This is a genomic window from Acinetobacter sp. LipI_23, assembly GCF_058243045.1.
Map to the genome: position 1 here is coordinate 2,163,283 of NZ_JBZAYJ010000001.1, position 15,400 is coordinate 2,178,682.

General features: G+C 41.0%; 15 protein-coding genes. 7 read left to right on the forward strand and 8 right to left on the reverse strand.

Annotated elements, in window-relative coordinates; genetic code table 11:
- Positions 1–26: 26 nt before the first annotated feature.
- From AC4CVD_RS10615 to AC4CVD_RS10640, 6 genes are all read left to right on the forward strand, one after another.
- The gene (locus AC4CVD_RS10615; protein WP_078425893.1) at positions 27–929 is read left to right on the forward strand and encodes an ABUW_2363 family tetratricopeptide repeat lipoprotein; all 903 of its coding nucleotides are present in this window, start codon (positions 27–29) and stop codon (positions 927–929) included.
- A 132-nt stretch (positions 930–1,061) separates the two neighbouring features.
- On the forward strand, positions 1,062–3,068 hold the full coding sequence (locus AC4CVD_RS10620) for an esterase/lipase family protein (protein WP_490753076.1): 2,007 nt from the start codon (positions 1,062–1,064) through the stop codon (positions 3,066–3,068).
- A 252-nt stretch (positions 3,069–3,320) separates the two neighbouring features.
- Positions 3,321–5,954: a DNA mismatch repair protein MutS gene (gene mutS / locus AC4CVD_RS10625; protein WP_490753077.1), complete on the forward strand. Its 2,634-nt coding sequence runs from the start codon at positions 3,321–3,323 to the stop codon at positions 5,952–5,954.
- 207 nt (positions 5,955–6,161) lie between these two features.
- Complete coding sequence (fdxA, locus tag AC4CVD_RS10630; RefSeq protein WP_490753078.1) at positions 6,162–6,485, forward strand: ferredoxin FdxA; 324 nt, start codon at positions 6,162–6,164, stop codon at positions 6,483–6,485.
- 132 nt (positions 6,486–6,617) lie between these two features.
- Complete coding sequence (locus AC4CVD_RS10635; RefSeq protein ID WP_004982106.1) at positions 6,618–7,337, forward strand: D-Ala-D-Ala carboxypeptidase family metallohydrolase; 720 nt, start codon at positions 6,618–6,620, stop codon at positions 7,335–7,337.
- Positions 7,338–7,468: 131 nt separating this feature from the next.
- Positions 7,469–8,134: an O-methyltransferase gene (locus AC4CVD_RS10640; RefSeq protein ID WP_490753079.1), complete on the forward strand. Its 666-nt coding sequence runs from the start codon at positions 7,469–7,471 to the stop codon at positions 8,132–8,134.
- Between the two features lie 141 nt (positions 8,135–8,275).
- Here the strand turns inward: AC4CVD_RS10640 and AC4CVD_RS10645 are convergent, their stop codons facing one another.
- The 3 genes from AC4CVD_RS10645 to AC4CVD_RS10655 form a co-directional block, all read right to left on the reverse strand.
- Positions 8,276–9,118: a universal stress protein gene (locus AC4CVD_RS10645; protein ID WP_004696353.1), complete on the reverse strand. Its 843-nt coding sequence runs from the start codon at positions 9,116–9,118 to the stop codon at positions 8,276–8,278.
- Between the two features lie 128 nt (positions 9,119–9,246).
- Positions 9,247–9,858 (reverse strand): acyltransferase, encoded by a 612-nt coding sequence (locus AC4CVD_RS10650; RefSeq protein ID WP_490753080.1) that lies wholly within the window; start codon positions 9,856–9,858, stop codon positions 9,247–9,249.
- Positions 9,851–10,447: an IMPACT family protein gene (locus tag AC4CVD_RS10655; protein ID WP_078389212.1), complete on the reverse strand. Its 597-nt coding sequence runs from the start codon at positions 10,445–10,447 to the stop codon at positions 9,851–9,853. Before AC4CVD_RS10655 ends, AC4CVD_RS10650 begins: the two co-directional genes overlap by 8 nt.
- A 92-nt stretch (positions 10,448–10,539) precedes the next feature.
- Here AC4CVD_RS10655 and AC4CVD_RS10660 point away from each other — a divergent pair.
- A protein-coding gene (locus AC4CVD_RS10660) for an IS4-like element ISAba1 family transposase (protein ID WP_100607965.1) occupies positions 10,540–11,630 on the forward strand; the annotation gives its coding sequence in 2 pieces (ribosomal slippage) (positions 10,540–11,080 and positions 11,080–11,630; 1,092 coding nt in all).
- Positions 11,631–11,898: 268 nt separating this feature from the next.
- Here AC4CVD_RS10660 and lptB read toward each other — a convergent pair.
- Genes lptB through AC4CVD_RS10685 form a run of 5 tightly spaced genes read right to left on the reverse strand, consistent with a single transcriptional unit; the run spans position 11,899 to position 15,297 of the window.
- Complete coding sequence (gene lptB / locus AC4CVD_RS10665) at positions 11,899–12,645, reverse strand: LPS export ABC transporter ATP-binding protein (protein WP_004696348.1); 747 nt, start codon at positions 12,643–12,645, stop codon at positions 11,899–11,901.
- Positions 12,645–13,211, reverse strand: coding sequence for a lipopolysaccharide transport periplasmic protein LptA (lptA, locus tag AC4CVD_RS10670; RefSeq protein WP_078389213.1), 567 nt, complete (start codon positions 13,209–13,211; stop codon positions 12,645–12,647). Before lptA ends, lptB begins: the two co-directional genes overlap by 1 nt.
- Positions 13,201–13,743, reverse strand: a complete 543-nt coding sequence (lptC, locus tag AC4CVD_RS10675) for an LPS export ABC transporter periplasmic protein LptC (RefSeq protein WP_078389214.1) — start codon at positions 13,741–13,743, stop codon at positions 13,201–13,203. The genes lptA and lptC overlap by 11 nt, the downstream gene beginning before the upstream one ends.
- A 34-nt stretch (positions 13,744–13,777) precedes the next feature.
- A complete protein-coding gene (locus tag AC4CVD_RS10680) occupies positions 13,778–14,317 on the reverse strand; it encodes a KdsC family phosphatase (RefSeq protein WP_004982122.1) in 540 nt (179 codons plus the stop codon).
- Between the two features lie 2 nt (positions 14,318–14,319).
- Positions 14,320–15,297 (reverse strand): KpsF/GutQ family sugar-phosphate isomerase, encoded by a 978-nt coding sequence (locus AC4CVD_RS10685; protein ID WP_058869901.1) that lies wholly within the window; start codon positions 15,295–15,297, stop codon positions 14,320–14,322.
- Positions 15,298–15,400: the final 103 nt, after the last annotated feature.

Below are 15,400 nucleotides of genomic sequence, written 5' to 3' on the forward strand. Positions count from 1 at the left end.
CTTAAAATAATGAATGGATGAACCTTATGATGCTTAAACCCTTAGCGGTTGCTGTTCTTGCTGTCTCGTTTTTAACAGCGTGTAGCTCAAACCCAACGAAGAACAATAGCGATACCATCGTTTTTACAGAGCCTGAATTAACAGCACCATTTTATGCACTCAATCCATTTAATTATGATGCGCCACCTCCATTTGAAATTAACTTAAAAAAAGCAGCGGCTCAACCCGTAACCAAAATGGAAGTGACTCGCTCTGACGACCCATCTAAAAAACTGGTTTTAGACACCAATAAGCTGATTATTCCGACCGTAAACAGCAAAGACCGTCAGTTGAAGTTTGCCGTACTGGCGGGCGACAATGAAGTCGACATTACTGAAATTGATGACTTCTTACAGTTGGTTGAAGGCAAAGCCCGTCACTACCCACCACGCTTTACAGAACGCCAAGAGCGTAAAGGTTTTGAGTTAAAACTGAAAGAAGTGACACAACAGCTCGATACGTTAGCGTCGAAAGACAATGCCTCATTTGATGTACTGGTTCGTGCGTTCAAAGCTAGCGTTATGGCACGTAATTTAGACCTCGGTTCAGTCTATACCACCAAATCTTTGGCTTATGCACAGCGTATTTTAAAAATTAACCAAGAAGACCCTGAAGCAAACTTCTGGTTCGGTTTTGCTTTGTCTGAAGGTGGTGGCCAACGCGAAGCGATGCCATACCTCGATAAAGCAATGAAATCTGGTGTTCAAGAAGCTTATTTAGCGACAGCAAATAACTACATCGCTATGGAACAAAAGAAAAATGCGGTGCAAACCTTGAAAAACTACAAGCTAAAATATCCGCAAGAAGCTGAAGTTGCGGATCGCTTGATTAATGAAATTGAAAAACAAGGTCGCTGGAATGTTTGGCAAGTTCTAAATACTGCAAAATAATTCCATCGCTTATGATGTAAATAAAAATAGACCGAATTTTCGGTCTATTTTTATTTTAGGCGAATTGATAAATCCGAGAATTATCGTATGATTTAAAAAATTCAAAAGAATAAACGGTAGTCGACGCTTTTTATGCCTAAATACATCCGTAGCACCTTGATGATGACCACTCTCGTTTCGCTTTTGAGTGGTTGCCAAGTGGTCAGTGTGAAAAATCAATCACTGAACGTCACGATTACCAATGAGCGTGAGAGTATTTTAACGCGGGATAAGCTCAGTGAAGCGAGTCTAAACGTGCTGTCTATGACAGGTCGAGAAGCCAAAATCTGTTCAGAGCAACCTGAAGAATGTGTCAGCGAACTCAAACAAATTCCACAAATTCAAGATGAACAGCTCCTCTCTACTGCCAGCGAACTCTATCTCGCTAAAGCACTTTCCTTAGAAAAATCATCAGCCTGTAAAGTGAGTATTTTAGCCAAGACACACTCTGAAGAAAAACAGGCGCTACAAAAACAAAACTACCAAAACTGCCTAGATCAACAACTTGGCATGCTTGATAAAAGCATTCGCTATAGTTATGCCTACATGTTTAACACCAAACGTGGCCCGCAAGACCGTATTTTTGATAACCGACAAGTCCAACTCCGTGACTTTTATAACCAAGCTATCGCTAAACTTGTAAATAGTTATGGCCTACGCCATGGACCAGCAGAAGTCGGTAATCAAATAAAAGTGGGGCAAAGTATTTACCGTATTAATTATGACAACTACCCACTTTTAAAAAACCGTCAAGTTGAACAACTAATGTCAACTTACAATATGAACTTCTCAGGCCTGCGCTCTATCACACGTCGCGATGGTTTTGGTTCAGAGTTTCTGATTGTCCTCCCACCCGAGCACAACGATACCTCACCTGAAAAAGCCAAATATATTGTCGATCCACTGCATTATCAGTACACCAACGGTCGTAATCCCAACATTCACAATGCCCGTTATTTAGCGGCAACTATTACCGCACAGCCACGCTCTGCATCCAGTATCGATGAGATCTTAAACAACCCTGAGTTTGAAATCTCAGCTTATGATCCCTATAAGTTTGAATCTGCGAAAATTGCAGGTAAAAGTTACCCTCTTGCTGCAAACTTTTCTGCACCTTATGGCTTATGGTTGGCACAAAACAATTTAGGTAAAGCCGCGTATTTATCACTGATTGATCGTGATGCACGCCTCACTATGCCGCACCTATACATGCTTGAGCCGTACAACCCAAATAAAAAAGTGGTGGTGCTCGTTCACGGACTAGCCAGTAGTCCAGAGGCATGGATTCGTTTGACGAATGATGTCATGGGCGACCCCGTGCTACGTGAACACTATCAAGTCTGGCAAGTGTTCTACTCGACCAATATGCCAATTTTGGAAAGTCGTTTCCAAATCTATGCAATCATTCAACAAAGTTTTAATTTGGTCGATAGCAAAGCGCCTGCCAAAAAGGATGCCGTGCTAGTGGGTCATAGTATGGGCGGTATTATTGCGCGGCTTTTGGTAAGCGATGCTGACTTAACCCCTGCGGCAATGAAACTGCTACCCAATCGACGTGCGCAACAATTTAAAAATGACCCTCTTTTTAAATCACGCCTCGACATTCAACCGATTCCAAACTTTAGTCGGGCCATTTTCTTGGCAGCACCACATCGTGGGACAGAGTTTGCTGACCGCTGGTTTACCCTTGCGGCACGTAAAGTCATTCGTCTACCAGGTGCATTTTTGGGGGCACTGACCGATGTTATACAAAGTAGTGACCCTGACCTACAAGCCTTCATTAAAGATGTCGATAATGGACTCATTCAAAATGGACCAAGTGATCTCAGCAAAAACTCTAATTTTACTCGGTTAACTAAAAACGTCGTTCCATACAAAGGCATGAAATTCCACAGCATCATGGGGAATGCGACCAAAAGTGATGACCTCAATATCATTACAGACGATGTCGTGCCTTATACGAGTGCCCATCTAGATGGTGCATTGTCTGAGAAGATTATTAAAGGTGGACATTCTATTCAAGAAACGCCTGAAGCCGTTCTTGAGTTACGTCGTATCCTGCGGTTGCACCTGACTGAACTCGGTCTGTATAAGCCTTAAATCTTAAAAAGCCTAAACAGATGTTTAGGCTTTTTTATTTCTGCTTTACACCTAACGCCTACAGCAATAATCACTTGGCTGTTTAACAACTGTTCGCTTTATAGATGATTTATTGTTTAGTCGTTTTCAATTTTGCTAAGATATTGCCATTCATACAATAGCTGTTCATAGCGCATAAATACACACCGTAAGCGGTGTCGCTCGGTCTATTTTTATATTGTGCATTTTCAAAGATTTAAGGATTTCACCTACATGAGCAATTCGGGAATCATCACTGATTTGTCCACCCTCACTCCCATGATGCAACAGTACATGGGCGTCAAAATGCAACATCCGCACTCTTTGATGTTCTATCGTATGGGTGACTTCTACGAACTATTTTTTGAAGATGCACACAAGGCTGCTAAACTTCTCGGGATTACCCTGACCCATCGTGGCAAAGCCAATGGTGAACCCATCCCTATGGCAGGTGTTCCTTACCATGCAGCTGAAGGCTACCTTGCTCGCTTGGTGAAAAAAGGAGAAACCGTCGTCATCTGTGAGCAAATTGGTGAAGTTACAGGTAAGGCCCCTGTTGAACGTGGCGTTGTCCGGATTATTACACCAGGTACGCTGACTGACGATGCCTTATTGACTGCACATCAAAGTTCAAACCTTGTGGCGCTTTGCGTACAACAAAATGAAATTGGTATTGCATTGTTAGATTTAAGTGCAGGTTTATTCAAAGTTCAGCAACAAGAGTTTCAGCTTGAGCAACTCGGTATTGAACTGTCTCGCCTCATGCCAAGTGAAATTTTGGTCGATGAAAATATTGTCGACCCCAACATTATTGAACACATTAAAAAACTGCTCGACTGCCCTGTAACACGCCGTCCGAATGTCGACTTTAACCTAAACAACGCACAAAAAACCTTATGCGATCAGTTTGCAGTATCGACTTTAGCTGGTTTCGGTATTGACCATTTGCCGCTTGCTAAAGCAGCAGCGGCATCCCTGATTCATTATGCCAAAGAAACGCAAAAAACAGCCTTACCACATATTCGCTCTATTCAGCTTGAACAAAGCAGTGATTTCATTGCGCTTGATCCTGTGACACGTAGAAACTTAGAGCTGGTTGAGCCTCTGTTTGAACATGGCACGTCATTATTTCAACTCATCAATGACTGTCAAACTGCAATGGGTGGACGTTTACTTAGTCGTACACTGATGCAACCGTTACGTGATACCAAGCTCTTAGACGCACGTTTAGATGCTACCAAGAGTCTTGTGGATGGTTACCATGAATCACCAGTCCGTTTAGTATTAAAAGAGATTGGAGACATCGAACGTGTCCTCAGTCGGGTGGCTTTAGGTAGCGCCCGTCCGCGTGACTTAGTGCAACTGCGCCAGGCCTGTGCGCAAGTCCCTTATTTACGTCATGCCATTCAACCCGTGATCCAAAGCAAACAGTCTGCACTCATTAGCCAATTGAATGAGGAATTGGGTGATTTCCATGGCTTACATCAACGTTTAATGTCCGCCATCGTTGAACATCCACCTGTGCTTTTACGGGATGGAAATGTAATAGCCGAAGGCTTCGATCATGAACTGGATGAACTGCGTAAAATCCGCGATCATGCAGGACAGTACTTGATCGACCTTGAAATTCAAGAACGTCAAAATACTGGAATTTCGACTTTAAAAATTGGCTATAACCGTGTCAGTGGGTACTACATTGAACTGACCCGTGCACAAGCCGAGCAAGCACCTGATCACTACATTCGTCGTCAAACCTTGAAAAATGCGGAGCGTTATATCACGCCTGAGCTGAAAACCTTTGAAGACAAAGTACTTTCGAGTGAGTCCCGTGCATTAGCTCGCGAAAAAATGCTGTTCGAAATGCTCTTAGATGAACTGCGCGCCGACATTGGTCATTTACAAATGATGAGTAGCGCTATTGCGCAAATCGACCTCTTAGCCAACTTTGCACATCAGGCTCGCTTACGCAATTGGTCACGTCCTGAGTATAGCCCAGAAATTGGGGTTAAAATTATTGCGGGACGTCATCCAGTGGTTGAGGCTTTGAACAAAGCCACATTTACACCGAATGACACGACACTTGATTTTAACCACCGCATGGCCATTATTACCGGTCCTAACATGGGGGGTAAATCAACCTTTATGCGTCAAACGGCTTTAATTAGCCTATTGGCCTATTGTGGCTCATATGTACCAGCCCAATCGGCAGTATTAGGTCCTATTGATCGAATCTTTACCCGCATTGGTTCTGCGGACGACCTATCTACAGGCAAATCGACCTTTATGGTGGAAATGACTGAGACCTCGCAAATCCTACATCATGCAACCAATCAGTCACTGGTTTTGATGGATGAAGTTGGTCGTGGCACCAGTACCTATGATGGTTTATCTTTGGCATGGGCTTGCGTACTTGACTTAACTAAACGTATTAAATGCTTATGTTTATTTGCCACACACTACTTTGAACTGACCGAGCTGGCGAAAGAAACTGCTATTGATAACTACCATGTCACTGCAAAAGAACTCAATGGCAACCTCATTTTGTTACATAAAGTCCAACATGGGCCAGCGAGTCAAAGTCACGGCTTACAAGTAGCAAAATTAGCAGGTATTCCTGCCAGTGTGATCAAAGAAGCACAAAATCGTCTGAAAATTTTAGAGAAGCAACAACTGCAAAAACCTAAAGTCGTTCAAAATGATTTGTTTGCTGCAATAGAAACGCCTGAACTTGAAATCATTGAACGTGTAGTCGAAATTGAGAAACCTTCTGCCGCACTTGAACTACTCAAAAGCATTGATGTTGATAACTTAAGCCCACGTGAAGCTTTACAGCAGCTTTATGCATTAAAAGATCAGTTACATTCATAGTAGTTTTCTATTTTTGTAACCCATCTAGACCGTCAAAATGACGGTCTTTTTTATTGTCAAAAGCAGTTTTCAGCAGAATGTTCAGTTTTTATCAAATTTAACAGCCGTGCATATAACAAATATCAATAAAAGCAATTGTTAGTTGGTGCTGTTTTTGCCTAAAATACACATTAGTTATTAGAACCATATTTTTAGGTAGCCTTCGCCATGACCTTTGTTGTCACTGAAAATTGTATTAAATGTAAATATCAAGACTGCGTAGAAGTTTGTCCAGTAGACTGTTTCTATGAAGGTCCAAACTTTCTAGTGATCAATCCAGATGAATGTATCGATTGCGCACTGTGTGAACCTGAATGTCCAGCAAATGCAATTTTCTCTGAAGATGAACTGCCAGAAGGTCAAGAAGTATTTATTGAACTAAATGCTGAATTATCACAAACTTGGCCGAACATTACCCAGATTGGTGACCAACCTGCTGACCGTGAAGAATGGAACGGTAAAACAGATAAGTTACAATTCTTAGAAAAGTAAGCCAGAAAAAGATCAGCATAAGCTGATCTTTTTTTATACCTAAAACACACATTTGATTGCAATATTTCCAATTTTTCCTCACAAATTTGGATTAAAATAATAAGCGTATTTTTTAAATATTTGATTTCTATAATGAAGAAATTTTTAAAGGGATTATTTGCGGTTAGCATAATCCCCTTGGTGATGATTGGCTGTACGACTTCATCCCACAAAGGACAGACCATCACAACTCCTGATGGAAAACGTATTTTTATCCCGCAAGAGAAAATTAGTTTTGACCGCCCTGCTCCACCTAAAATTATTCCTTATACCTACAATGCTTGGATGTCTGTCGGTGACACGCTAGCACGCGTACGCGAGTATGAAGTTTTTCTTGAACGCAATGGTGTGGGAAATATCATCCCAAGCTTTGAGTTGCTCAGAACAGCACGTGACTGGCAAAAATGTGGTCGTTCACAGTACATGATTCCAAATCGTGAACTTTGGAAAAACCAAATTGCGACCTTAAAAGTTTTTAAATACTTAGTTGCAGCCAAAGTACTGACCGATTTTGAAGTCACTTCAGTTTATCGAGATCTGCCTTTAAACCAATGTGCTGGCGGTGCAAACTCGTCACGCCACTTATTCAATTCTGCCATCGATTTTCGAATTGGGTCTGAAAACCCACAACCTGAAGATTATGCTTATATTGAAAATACAAAATATCGTCTATGCCAATTTTGGACCCAACATGGTCAGAGCTTGAACATGGGCTTAGGTTTATATGCTTCTGGTCAGATTCACATTGATACCCAAGGATATCGTACATGGGGCCCAGACCTCAGTCGCAATTCTTCGATGTGTAGTTACTAGTTTTTAAAAATTAAAAGAGGTCAATATGACCTCTTTTTTTGAGCATTGATTTCAACAAATATGGTCGGAAAAATTGCACTCTGAAAATAAAAGTTTAAAATGCTCCACATCGCAACCAAGGTGAACATGCTATGCAACAAATGTGGACAGAGATTGATAACTATATCGATGCACATTTAATTCCTGAAGACTCCATTCTACTGCAAACTTTAGAAAATACAGAGAAGCATGGTTTTCCAGATCACTTAGCTGTTGCACCGAACCAAGGCATGCTTTTACAAATGCTGATTCAAATGAATCAATGTAAGCGTGTGCTAGAGCTTGGCACTTTTGCTGCCTATAGCACCATGTGGTTAGCGCGCGCTTTACCTGAAGACGGCTATATTTTAACGATTGAAGGGCGTGATACGCATGCCGCGATGGGTCAAGAAAATATCGACAAAGCTCAGCTCAAACAAACCGTTGAACTCAAATGTGGACGTGCAGCAAATATCCTTAAATCACTGCCTACAGACATTGAACCTTTCGACTTTATTTTTATTGATGCCGATAAACAAAGCTACCCAGAGTATTTGGAATTAAGCCTCAACCTATCGCATTCAGGTACTTTGATTTTCCTCGATAACGTGATTCGTGCAGGCGATATTATCAATCCTGAAAATCATAAACCAAGTATTGAAGGGATTCGAGATATGTTCAAAGCGATGCAAAACCATCCAAAAATTTTGTCATGCACCGCACTTCAAACGGTCGGTAGCAAAGGACATGATGGATTTGCCTTAGCCATTGTAAAATGAGCCAAAACTTAGATTAAAAAACAATCGATTAATTTAAGCTTATATAAATTATAAACTTACATTTACTGTCCATATAGTTATCCACAATTAATGCGGATAACTATGGATAAAACAGTTCCAATTTAGATAAATCACTCTAAATTAACGGGCGACCAGTAAGGGAACTTTGGCATTCCTAAAAATGGTGGTTGCAATACTGCCCAAGAAGAACTGATGAATTTTACTGTGGCTGAACGCACCGAGCACAATCAGTTGTATGCCATGCTCATTTTGGTATTCCAGAATATTCTCAGCCACGTCACCATAACGATATTCTGTAATCACATCCAAATTCGCATCTTTCAAATACTGTTCAGGTTCTCTTAAAATTTCAGGGTGGTCACCGACATATACCAAATGGCATTGTAAGAGGCGCAACAGATCACTTTGCGCAATCCGTTTCATCATCTTCACACACGTCGGTGAATACTCGTAGGCAAAGATAAAACGCGTAGGTGGCTTAAAGCTATCACCTACCGTCATGACGGTACAGTTTGCGCCACGGATAAAGTTCTCAACATTACTGCCCAACGGTTTATTGCGTTCAGCCGATTTCTCACCCACACGGCCAATCACCACAATGTCATCTTCATGCAATAAGTTAAAACTTTGCTCTAGAAAGTCACCCTTTTCTTGAATATGTGTCGTATGCAGGCCATGCGTTTCGAGAATGAGTTTAGAAATATGATCGAGTAAATTATTGCTATAACTGAGCGCAAGTTCACTTTGTTTTTGCTCTAATTCAGCCAGCTCTTTGAGCAACATTGCATTGCTTTCAAATCCAATTACCCCACTAATTTCACCTAAGTGATAACTTGCAGGATAATAATCCAAAACTTGTAAAAGGACCAATTCCCGCCCCGTCTGTTTTGCAATCCACGCCGCAGCTTCTGCTAGGGCATTGATACAAGGGGAAGAATCAATACATGCAATGACTCGTTTCATTATCGCCTCTCATTACACCGCATTTGGTATAAGGTCTCATTGTTGTTCTAAACTTAGCATATCTTTTTTTTTGATGGCAGGTTTTTATGTAATTAAGTATTGATAAATGTTCAATATTCTTTGATATCTTAATCACGTAAACGAATAAACTGTGCGGGATTGCCAGCAACAATCGATTGTTCAGCGATATCTTTAGTCACCATGCTATTCATCCCCACTACAGCATGTGCACCAATTTTCACACCATCTTTCACGCCCACATGCGCACCCAACCAAACATCCCGTCCAATTTCTATACCTTTTGAACGCACAGACTGTTGATAAATCGGATCACTGAGTGCCATGCCATGATCAAAGGCATATAAGTGACAATAGGCTGCAATACGCACTTGATCATGTAGCTTAATCCCAACACGACCACCATCTAAAATACAATGGTGGTTGATCGCGACTTCGCTGCCAATCTCTAAAGGCCCATGCAAAGTACAATCGGCAGCAATAAAAGTGTTGTCCCCAATGACAATTTTACGGCCAGGCTCTGCAAAAATGTGTGCCAATGGAGAAATAAAACAGTTTTGACCAATTTCAATGGTTTCCATTTCCATTAAATAAGCTTGGTATTCTTGCTGCCATGCTTCAGCCCACACACGGTTTTTGGGTTTGAGCGACCAATACAACCAAGGCATATAGTTTAAACGGTGCTTATGCTGCTCACGATATTTTAATAAGGGATCAGTCATGATGGTCATCCACAATTTTTAACGCTTCACGTCCACGGGTCACATCTTGTATTTTAAGTGCGAGCGCTTCAATCTGATGCACTTGTAATAATGCTTCTACAAGCACGCCATCCGCAGTATATTGCTCATTAAACTCAATCTGCTGGCTATTCAGCTCATACTGGAAAATCGCCCATTCATTAAATTGGCAGGCAAAATGCACTTTTTTCTTCTCAATGAGCTCTATTTTTTCAGCCAACAGTAAACACTGTCCTGCTGTTCCACCATAAGCACGTACCAGCCCGCCTGTGCCTAGCTTGACACCACCATACCAACGATTGACTAAAACCAAAACATTGGTCAGTTCATTGCCTTCAATGGTCGCTAAAATAGGACGACCTGCAGTACCTGAAGGTTCACCGTCATCATTAAAACGAACATTATGACCAATTTTCCATGCCCAGCACTGATGCGTGGTACTGATATCTTTATATTGCTCTAGAAAATCTTTAACGGCCTGTTCATTTTCAACAGGCACAGCAAAAGCTTGAAAACGACTTTTTTTAATGTCTTCTTCATAGCTCACTAAACTAGAGATGGTAAATGGCATAGCGTAATTTTTAAAAATTTCCTCTGTACACGACAAAAATAGATAACTCATTGAAATAATGTCACAATAATTGTTTTCTAACGACGAATACTATGATACATCTCAATGAGTTATATCTTATCTTAAACAAATCTCTAAAATGGAACAAGTCACATTTAAAGTGCTTTGCGCTCATCATGCTTGTGATTATTTTAAAGCAAACATGTAATCTTTCTTCTGCATCTAAAGCCTTGCCCATCAAGTGCTTACCACAATCATTTTATCGACGTATGCAGCGCTTCTTTGCAGGTCAGTATTTTGATTATCGTCAAATTTCTCAGTTGATTTTCAATATGTTTTCATTCGACCAAGTGCAACTGACTTTAGATAGAACCAATTGGAAATGGGGAAAACGAAATATTAATATCCTGATGCTCGCAATCGTTTATCGTGGAATAGCGATACCTATCCTTTGGACATTGCTTAATAAACGTGGAAATTCAGATACGAAAGAGCGCATTGCTTTGATTCAACGCTTTATAGCCATTTTTGGTAAAGACCGTATTGTGAATGTGTTCGCAGACAGAGAGTTTATCGGTGAGCAGTGGTTTACATGGTTAATTGAACAAGACATCAACTTCTGCATTCGTGTTAAAAAAACTTCATTGTCACCAATCATTTAGGAAAGAATCATAAAATTAGTGATTTATTTCGCCATCTTAAAGTTGGTCAAATTGAATGTCGTAAACGACGGATTTTGGTTGGTCGGGTGAAACTATATATAAGTGCACTACAGTTAGAAAATGGAGAGCTTTTACTCGTCGTTTCTCCTCAGTTTAATGCCAATGCTATTCAGGATTATGCATTACGCTGGGAAATTGAAACCTTATTCAGTTGTCTCAAAGGACGCGGGTTTAATCTTGAAAATACGCGCTTGACAGACCCTAGACGAGTGAAAAAATTGATTGCGGTGTTAGCTATAAGCTTCTGTTGGTGTTACTTAACGGGTGAATGGCAACATGATCAAAAAAAAGCGATAAAAATAAAGAAGCATGGACGACTCTCAATGAGTTTATTTCGCTATGGTTTAGACTATGTTCAAATGGCGATTCAGCGTTTAATTGGTTTTGGGAAAAAAGAAGAGTTTAAGGAAATTTTGGCAATTTTAAGAAGGCAGAATCCTGATAGGATAAGGGTTCTGTGAAATTTGTCGTGTACAGAGAAAAATTTCACAAAAAATTATAACGTATTTTCAATCAGCTATCGTATGAAAATGGCTTTTCGCTTTAAGCCCACACAAAATAAAGAGATATGCATACTGTGTAGCATGCTGAAAAAGCGATATCAAATGGATGGCAGAGTGCGCAGTTTGAATATAAAGGGATGCCCTGTTATTAATTCAATGCACAGCGATGGATTAAAAATATGAGAGGGAAATCTGCGCCAATTATTTTCATTGACGCAGAAAAAGCTTATACAGTGAAGTCATCACCAAGGTAGACTTGACGAACGGTTTCATTGGCTAAGATTTCATCTGGAGAACCTTCAGCAATCACCGCCCCTTCACTCACGATATAAGCACGTTCACAAATGGCTAAAGTCTCACGAACGTTATGATCCGTAATAAGAACGCCAATACCACGGTCTTTTAGGGTACGAATAATATCTTTAATGTCACCCACTGAAATTGGGTCAACCCCAGCAAAAGGTTCATCGAGCAACATAAATTTTGGATCGGCTGCCAGTGCACGTGCAATTTCAGCACGACGACGTTCACCACCAGACACACTCATACCCAATGAATCTTTAATATGGCTAATTTTGAAATCGGCCAGCAATTCATGCAGACGCTGTTTACGTTGTTCTTTATTTAGATCTTTGCGCGTTTCCAAAATCGACATAATATTTTCAGAAATAGTGAGTTTTCTAAAAATTGAGGCTTCTTGAGGTAAGTAACCAATGCCTTTACGTGCACGTTCATGCATGGCCAAATCAGACATATCTAGGTCATCAAGATGAATTTCACCTTTGTCCATACGCACCAGTCCAACCACCATATAGAAACTGGTGGTTTTCCCAGCACCATTAGGGCCCAGTAAACCTACGATTTGTCCGCTTTGCATGCTAAAAGATACATCTTTCACTACCCAACGCTTACTGTAGTTTTTCGCGAGATGCTTAATACATAGGGTTTGTGGCTGATTGAGAGTTTGCTCCATTAGTCACGCGCTCCTGGGAAGGATTGAGAACCTGAAGGTGGGATCACAATCTTAACACGACCACTCGACGAACCACTGTTATTTGGTGTACCAATCGCTTCGATATCACCTTTATTCATACTATAACGCAATGTATTACCGCGAATACTGGCACCATCTTGTTCTAGAAGTGCACTGCCCGATAAGGTAATAATGCCTGTTTCTGCATTATAAATAATTTTTTGCGCCTGACCTTTGGCAATACCTTTGTTGGTACTGACTTGCTGCTGGAAACGTGCAGGCTTACCATTGGCCGTAATGGTGCTAATTTGACGGGTTTGATTTAAATTGGCAACAATCGAATCCGCTTGTAGTTTCATCGTACCCTGTTCAATGATGACATTGCCTGTGTACGTCGTAACACCCGTTTTTTCATTAAAAGTTGCACGATCTGCCACCAACGAAATCGCTTTACTACGGTCACTTGGCAATGCCAAAGCAAAAGTTGAAACAGCCACACCTAAACTCAGTGCAAGTGTTTGCTTGAGGAAAGTTTTCGAAATAGAAAATTTTGGATTATGGTTCATACTTCCCTCGAATATGGAAAAAGTCATATTGACCCGTATTTAAATTCGCTTTTAAGCCCTGACTAACAAATTCTGCTTGTGGTGTCGTAACAACCACTTGATGCTGAGATTCAAGTTCACGCGTCTGTGGAAACGCAGTCAGTTCTGCTGTCTCAAACTGCATCTGACCTTGATCCAACATTTTCTTTGCAACCACTTGGTTTGTCAGAACGACTTTTTCGTTGTCGTTGATGCCATTGGCTTGCTTGGCATAGAAAGTTGCATCCACTTTTCCATCTTTATACATCTCAGCATTTAAGTTTTCTAACTTAGAGGTCTTCTTTTGCATGTCCTGCTCAAGACGATCTACTTTTGCACGGACGTATAAATGACCCTGCTCATCTGTTTGAGTCAGTTGGATCTGCTCAGCAGAATAGGTCATGCTTTGCGCACCATCGACCTCGAGCTTTTGCCCTTTTCCACTGTAATAGTAATAACCACTACTGATAGCCGCAATGGCTACAGCAGTGATATATAAAACTTTAGTATCCATAAATGTTAACTAAACTCTCATGCATGCATACAGATTAATGCGGGACTGCGGTGTACTTTTCAAGTAAAGTTTCGTATACACCTTTGGCTTGTAAAATCATATCGCAGATTTCACGTACCGCGCCACGTCCACCCATCGCTTGAGTTACCAAATCGGCACGACGACGTACTTCTAAATGACCATTTGGCACGGTCACTTTCATGCCTGCAATGGCAAATGCAGATAGGTCAGGCCAGTCATCACCCATGTATAAACAATCTTCAGGTGAAATACCAAATTTTGCACAAGCCTCGCGCAGTGCAACACCTTTGTCTTCACGGCCTTGATAAACAAGGTCCACGCCCAAATCAGACATCCGTTTTTCTACGATCTGACTTTTACGTCCTGTGATAATAATCACTTTCACACCAGCTTGCTGAACCAGTTTCATACCTAAGCCATCACGGATATCGAAAGATTTGATTTCGTCCCCCGAGTTGGTCAAAGTCACAAAACCATCACTTAAAATACCATCAACATCCAAAACTAGAGCTTCTACATAACGCGCTTGTTCTAACAAAATATAAGAAGCCATTTTTAATTTACCCCAGCTTGAATCAGGTCATGCATACTCAAAACACCAATGACTTTATTGCTCTCATCAACAACGACAAATTGGTTAATTTTCTTTTCATTCATTCGCTCTAATGCTTCAACAGCACGCGCTTCAGGTGAAATCGTCAGCGGGCTCTTAATCATCACATCAGACACCGCCAAGTTCACATCAAAACCTTGCTGTTTATCAATCAAACGGCGTAAGTCACCATCAGTAAAAATCCCCAATAGATGATCATTGTCATCCACAATTGTGGTTAAACCTAGGCGTTTGTTAGAGATTTCGTACAGAACTTTGTTCATTGCTGTATCTGGAGACACTTTCGGTAGTTCGTCCCCAGTGTGCATTAAATGCTTCACATGTAATAACAAGCGTTTACCCAAAGCACCCGCAGGATGCGAGCGTGCAAAGTCATCGGAAGTAAACCCGCGTGCATCTAACAGTGCAACAGCCAATGCATCACCCAAAGCTAAAGTCGCCGTTGTACTCGATGTTGGTGCTAGACCTAATGGACAAGCTTCTTGGATATTACCCAATGTCAGCGCCACATCAGCATTCTGTGGCATCGGCCCACGCTCATCACCACTGATGGTAATTAAAGGCACACCTAAATACTTAATCAAAGGCATCAGCATCATGATTTCATCACTCTTGCCCGAGTTTGAAATCGCAATCAGCACATCACCTGCAACCAACATCCCTAAATCACCATGCCCCGCTTCACCTGGGTGCATAAAGAATGATGGCGTACCTGTAGAGGCAAAGGTGGCTGCCATTTTTCGGCCAATATGCCCTGATTTACCCATGCCAGTAATGACTAAGCGACCTTTACACTTTAAGATAATTTCACAAGCACGGCTAAAACGATCATCGATTTGCTGAGCAAGTACCGAGAGTGCCTGACGCTCTATCTCTAGTGTTTCTAAAGCAACTTTTTGGAAATCAATGGGATTTGACATATTTTCAGAATTCAACGTTGTTTTACCTGAATCGTGTGACGAAATGAAACGTCAGCACATAAAAAATAATTTTCGCAATTTTATCATATCTCTGTAGACAACT

Bases quoted from the DNA above. Each gene is read 5' to 3' on its own strand.
- AC4CVD_RS10615 (WP_078425893.1), top strand. From the start codon at position 27: ATGATGCTTAAACCCTTAGCGGTTGCTGTTCTTGCTGTCTCGTTTTTA.
- AC4CVD_RS10620 (WP_490753076.1), top strand. From the start codon at position 1,062: ATGCCTAAATACATCCGTAGCACCTTGATGATGACCACTCTCGTTTCG.
- mutS (WP_490753077.1), top strand. From the start codon at position 3,321: ATGAGCAATTCGGGAATCATCACTGATTTGTCCACCCTCACTCCCATG.
- fdxA (WP_490753078.1), top strand. From the start codon at position 6,162: ATGACCTTTGTTGTCACTGAAAATTGTATTAAATGTAAATATCAAGAC.
- AC4CVD_RS10635 (WP_004982106.1), top strand. From the start codon at position 6,618: ATGAAGAAATTTTTAAAGGGATTATTTGCGGTTAGCATAATCCCCTTG.
- AC4CVD_RS10640 (WP_490753079.1), top strand. From the start codon at position 7,469: ATGCAACAAATGTGGACAGAGATTGATAACTATATCGATGCACATTTA.
- AC4CVD_RS10645 (WP_004696353.1), bottom strand. From the start codon at position 9,118: ATGAAACGAGTCATTGCATGTATTGATTCTTCCCCTTGTATCAATGCC.
- AC4CVD_RS10650 (WP_490753080.1), bottom strand. From the start codon at position 9,858: ATGACTGATCCCTTATTAAAATATCGTGAGCAGCATAAGCACCGTTTA.
- AC4CVD_RS10655 (WP_078389212.1), bottom strand. From the start codon at position 10,447: ATGCCATTTACCATCTCTAGTTTAGTGAGCTATGAAGAAGACATTAAA.
- lptB (WP_004696348.1), bottom strand. From the start codon at position 12,645: ATGGAGCAAACTCTCAATCAGCCACAAACCCTATGTATTAAGCATCTC.
- lptA (WP_078389213.1), bottom strand. From the start codon at position 13,211: ATGAACCATAATCCAAAATTTTCTATTTCGAAAACTTTCCTCAAGCAA.
- lptC (WP_078389214.1), bottom strand. From the start codon at position 13,743: ATGGATACTAAAGTTTTATATATCACTGCTGTAGCCATTGCGGCTATC.
- AC4CVD_RS10680 (WP_004982122.1), bottom strand. From the start codon at position 14,317: ATGGCTTCTTATATTTTGTTAGAACAAGCGCGTTATGTAGAAGCTCTA.
- AC4CVD_RS10685 (WP_058869901.1), bottom strand. From the start codon at position 15,297: ATGTCAAATCCCATTGATTTCCAAAAAGTTGCTTTAGAAACACTAGAG.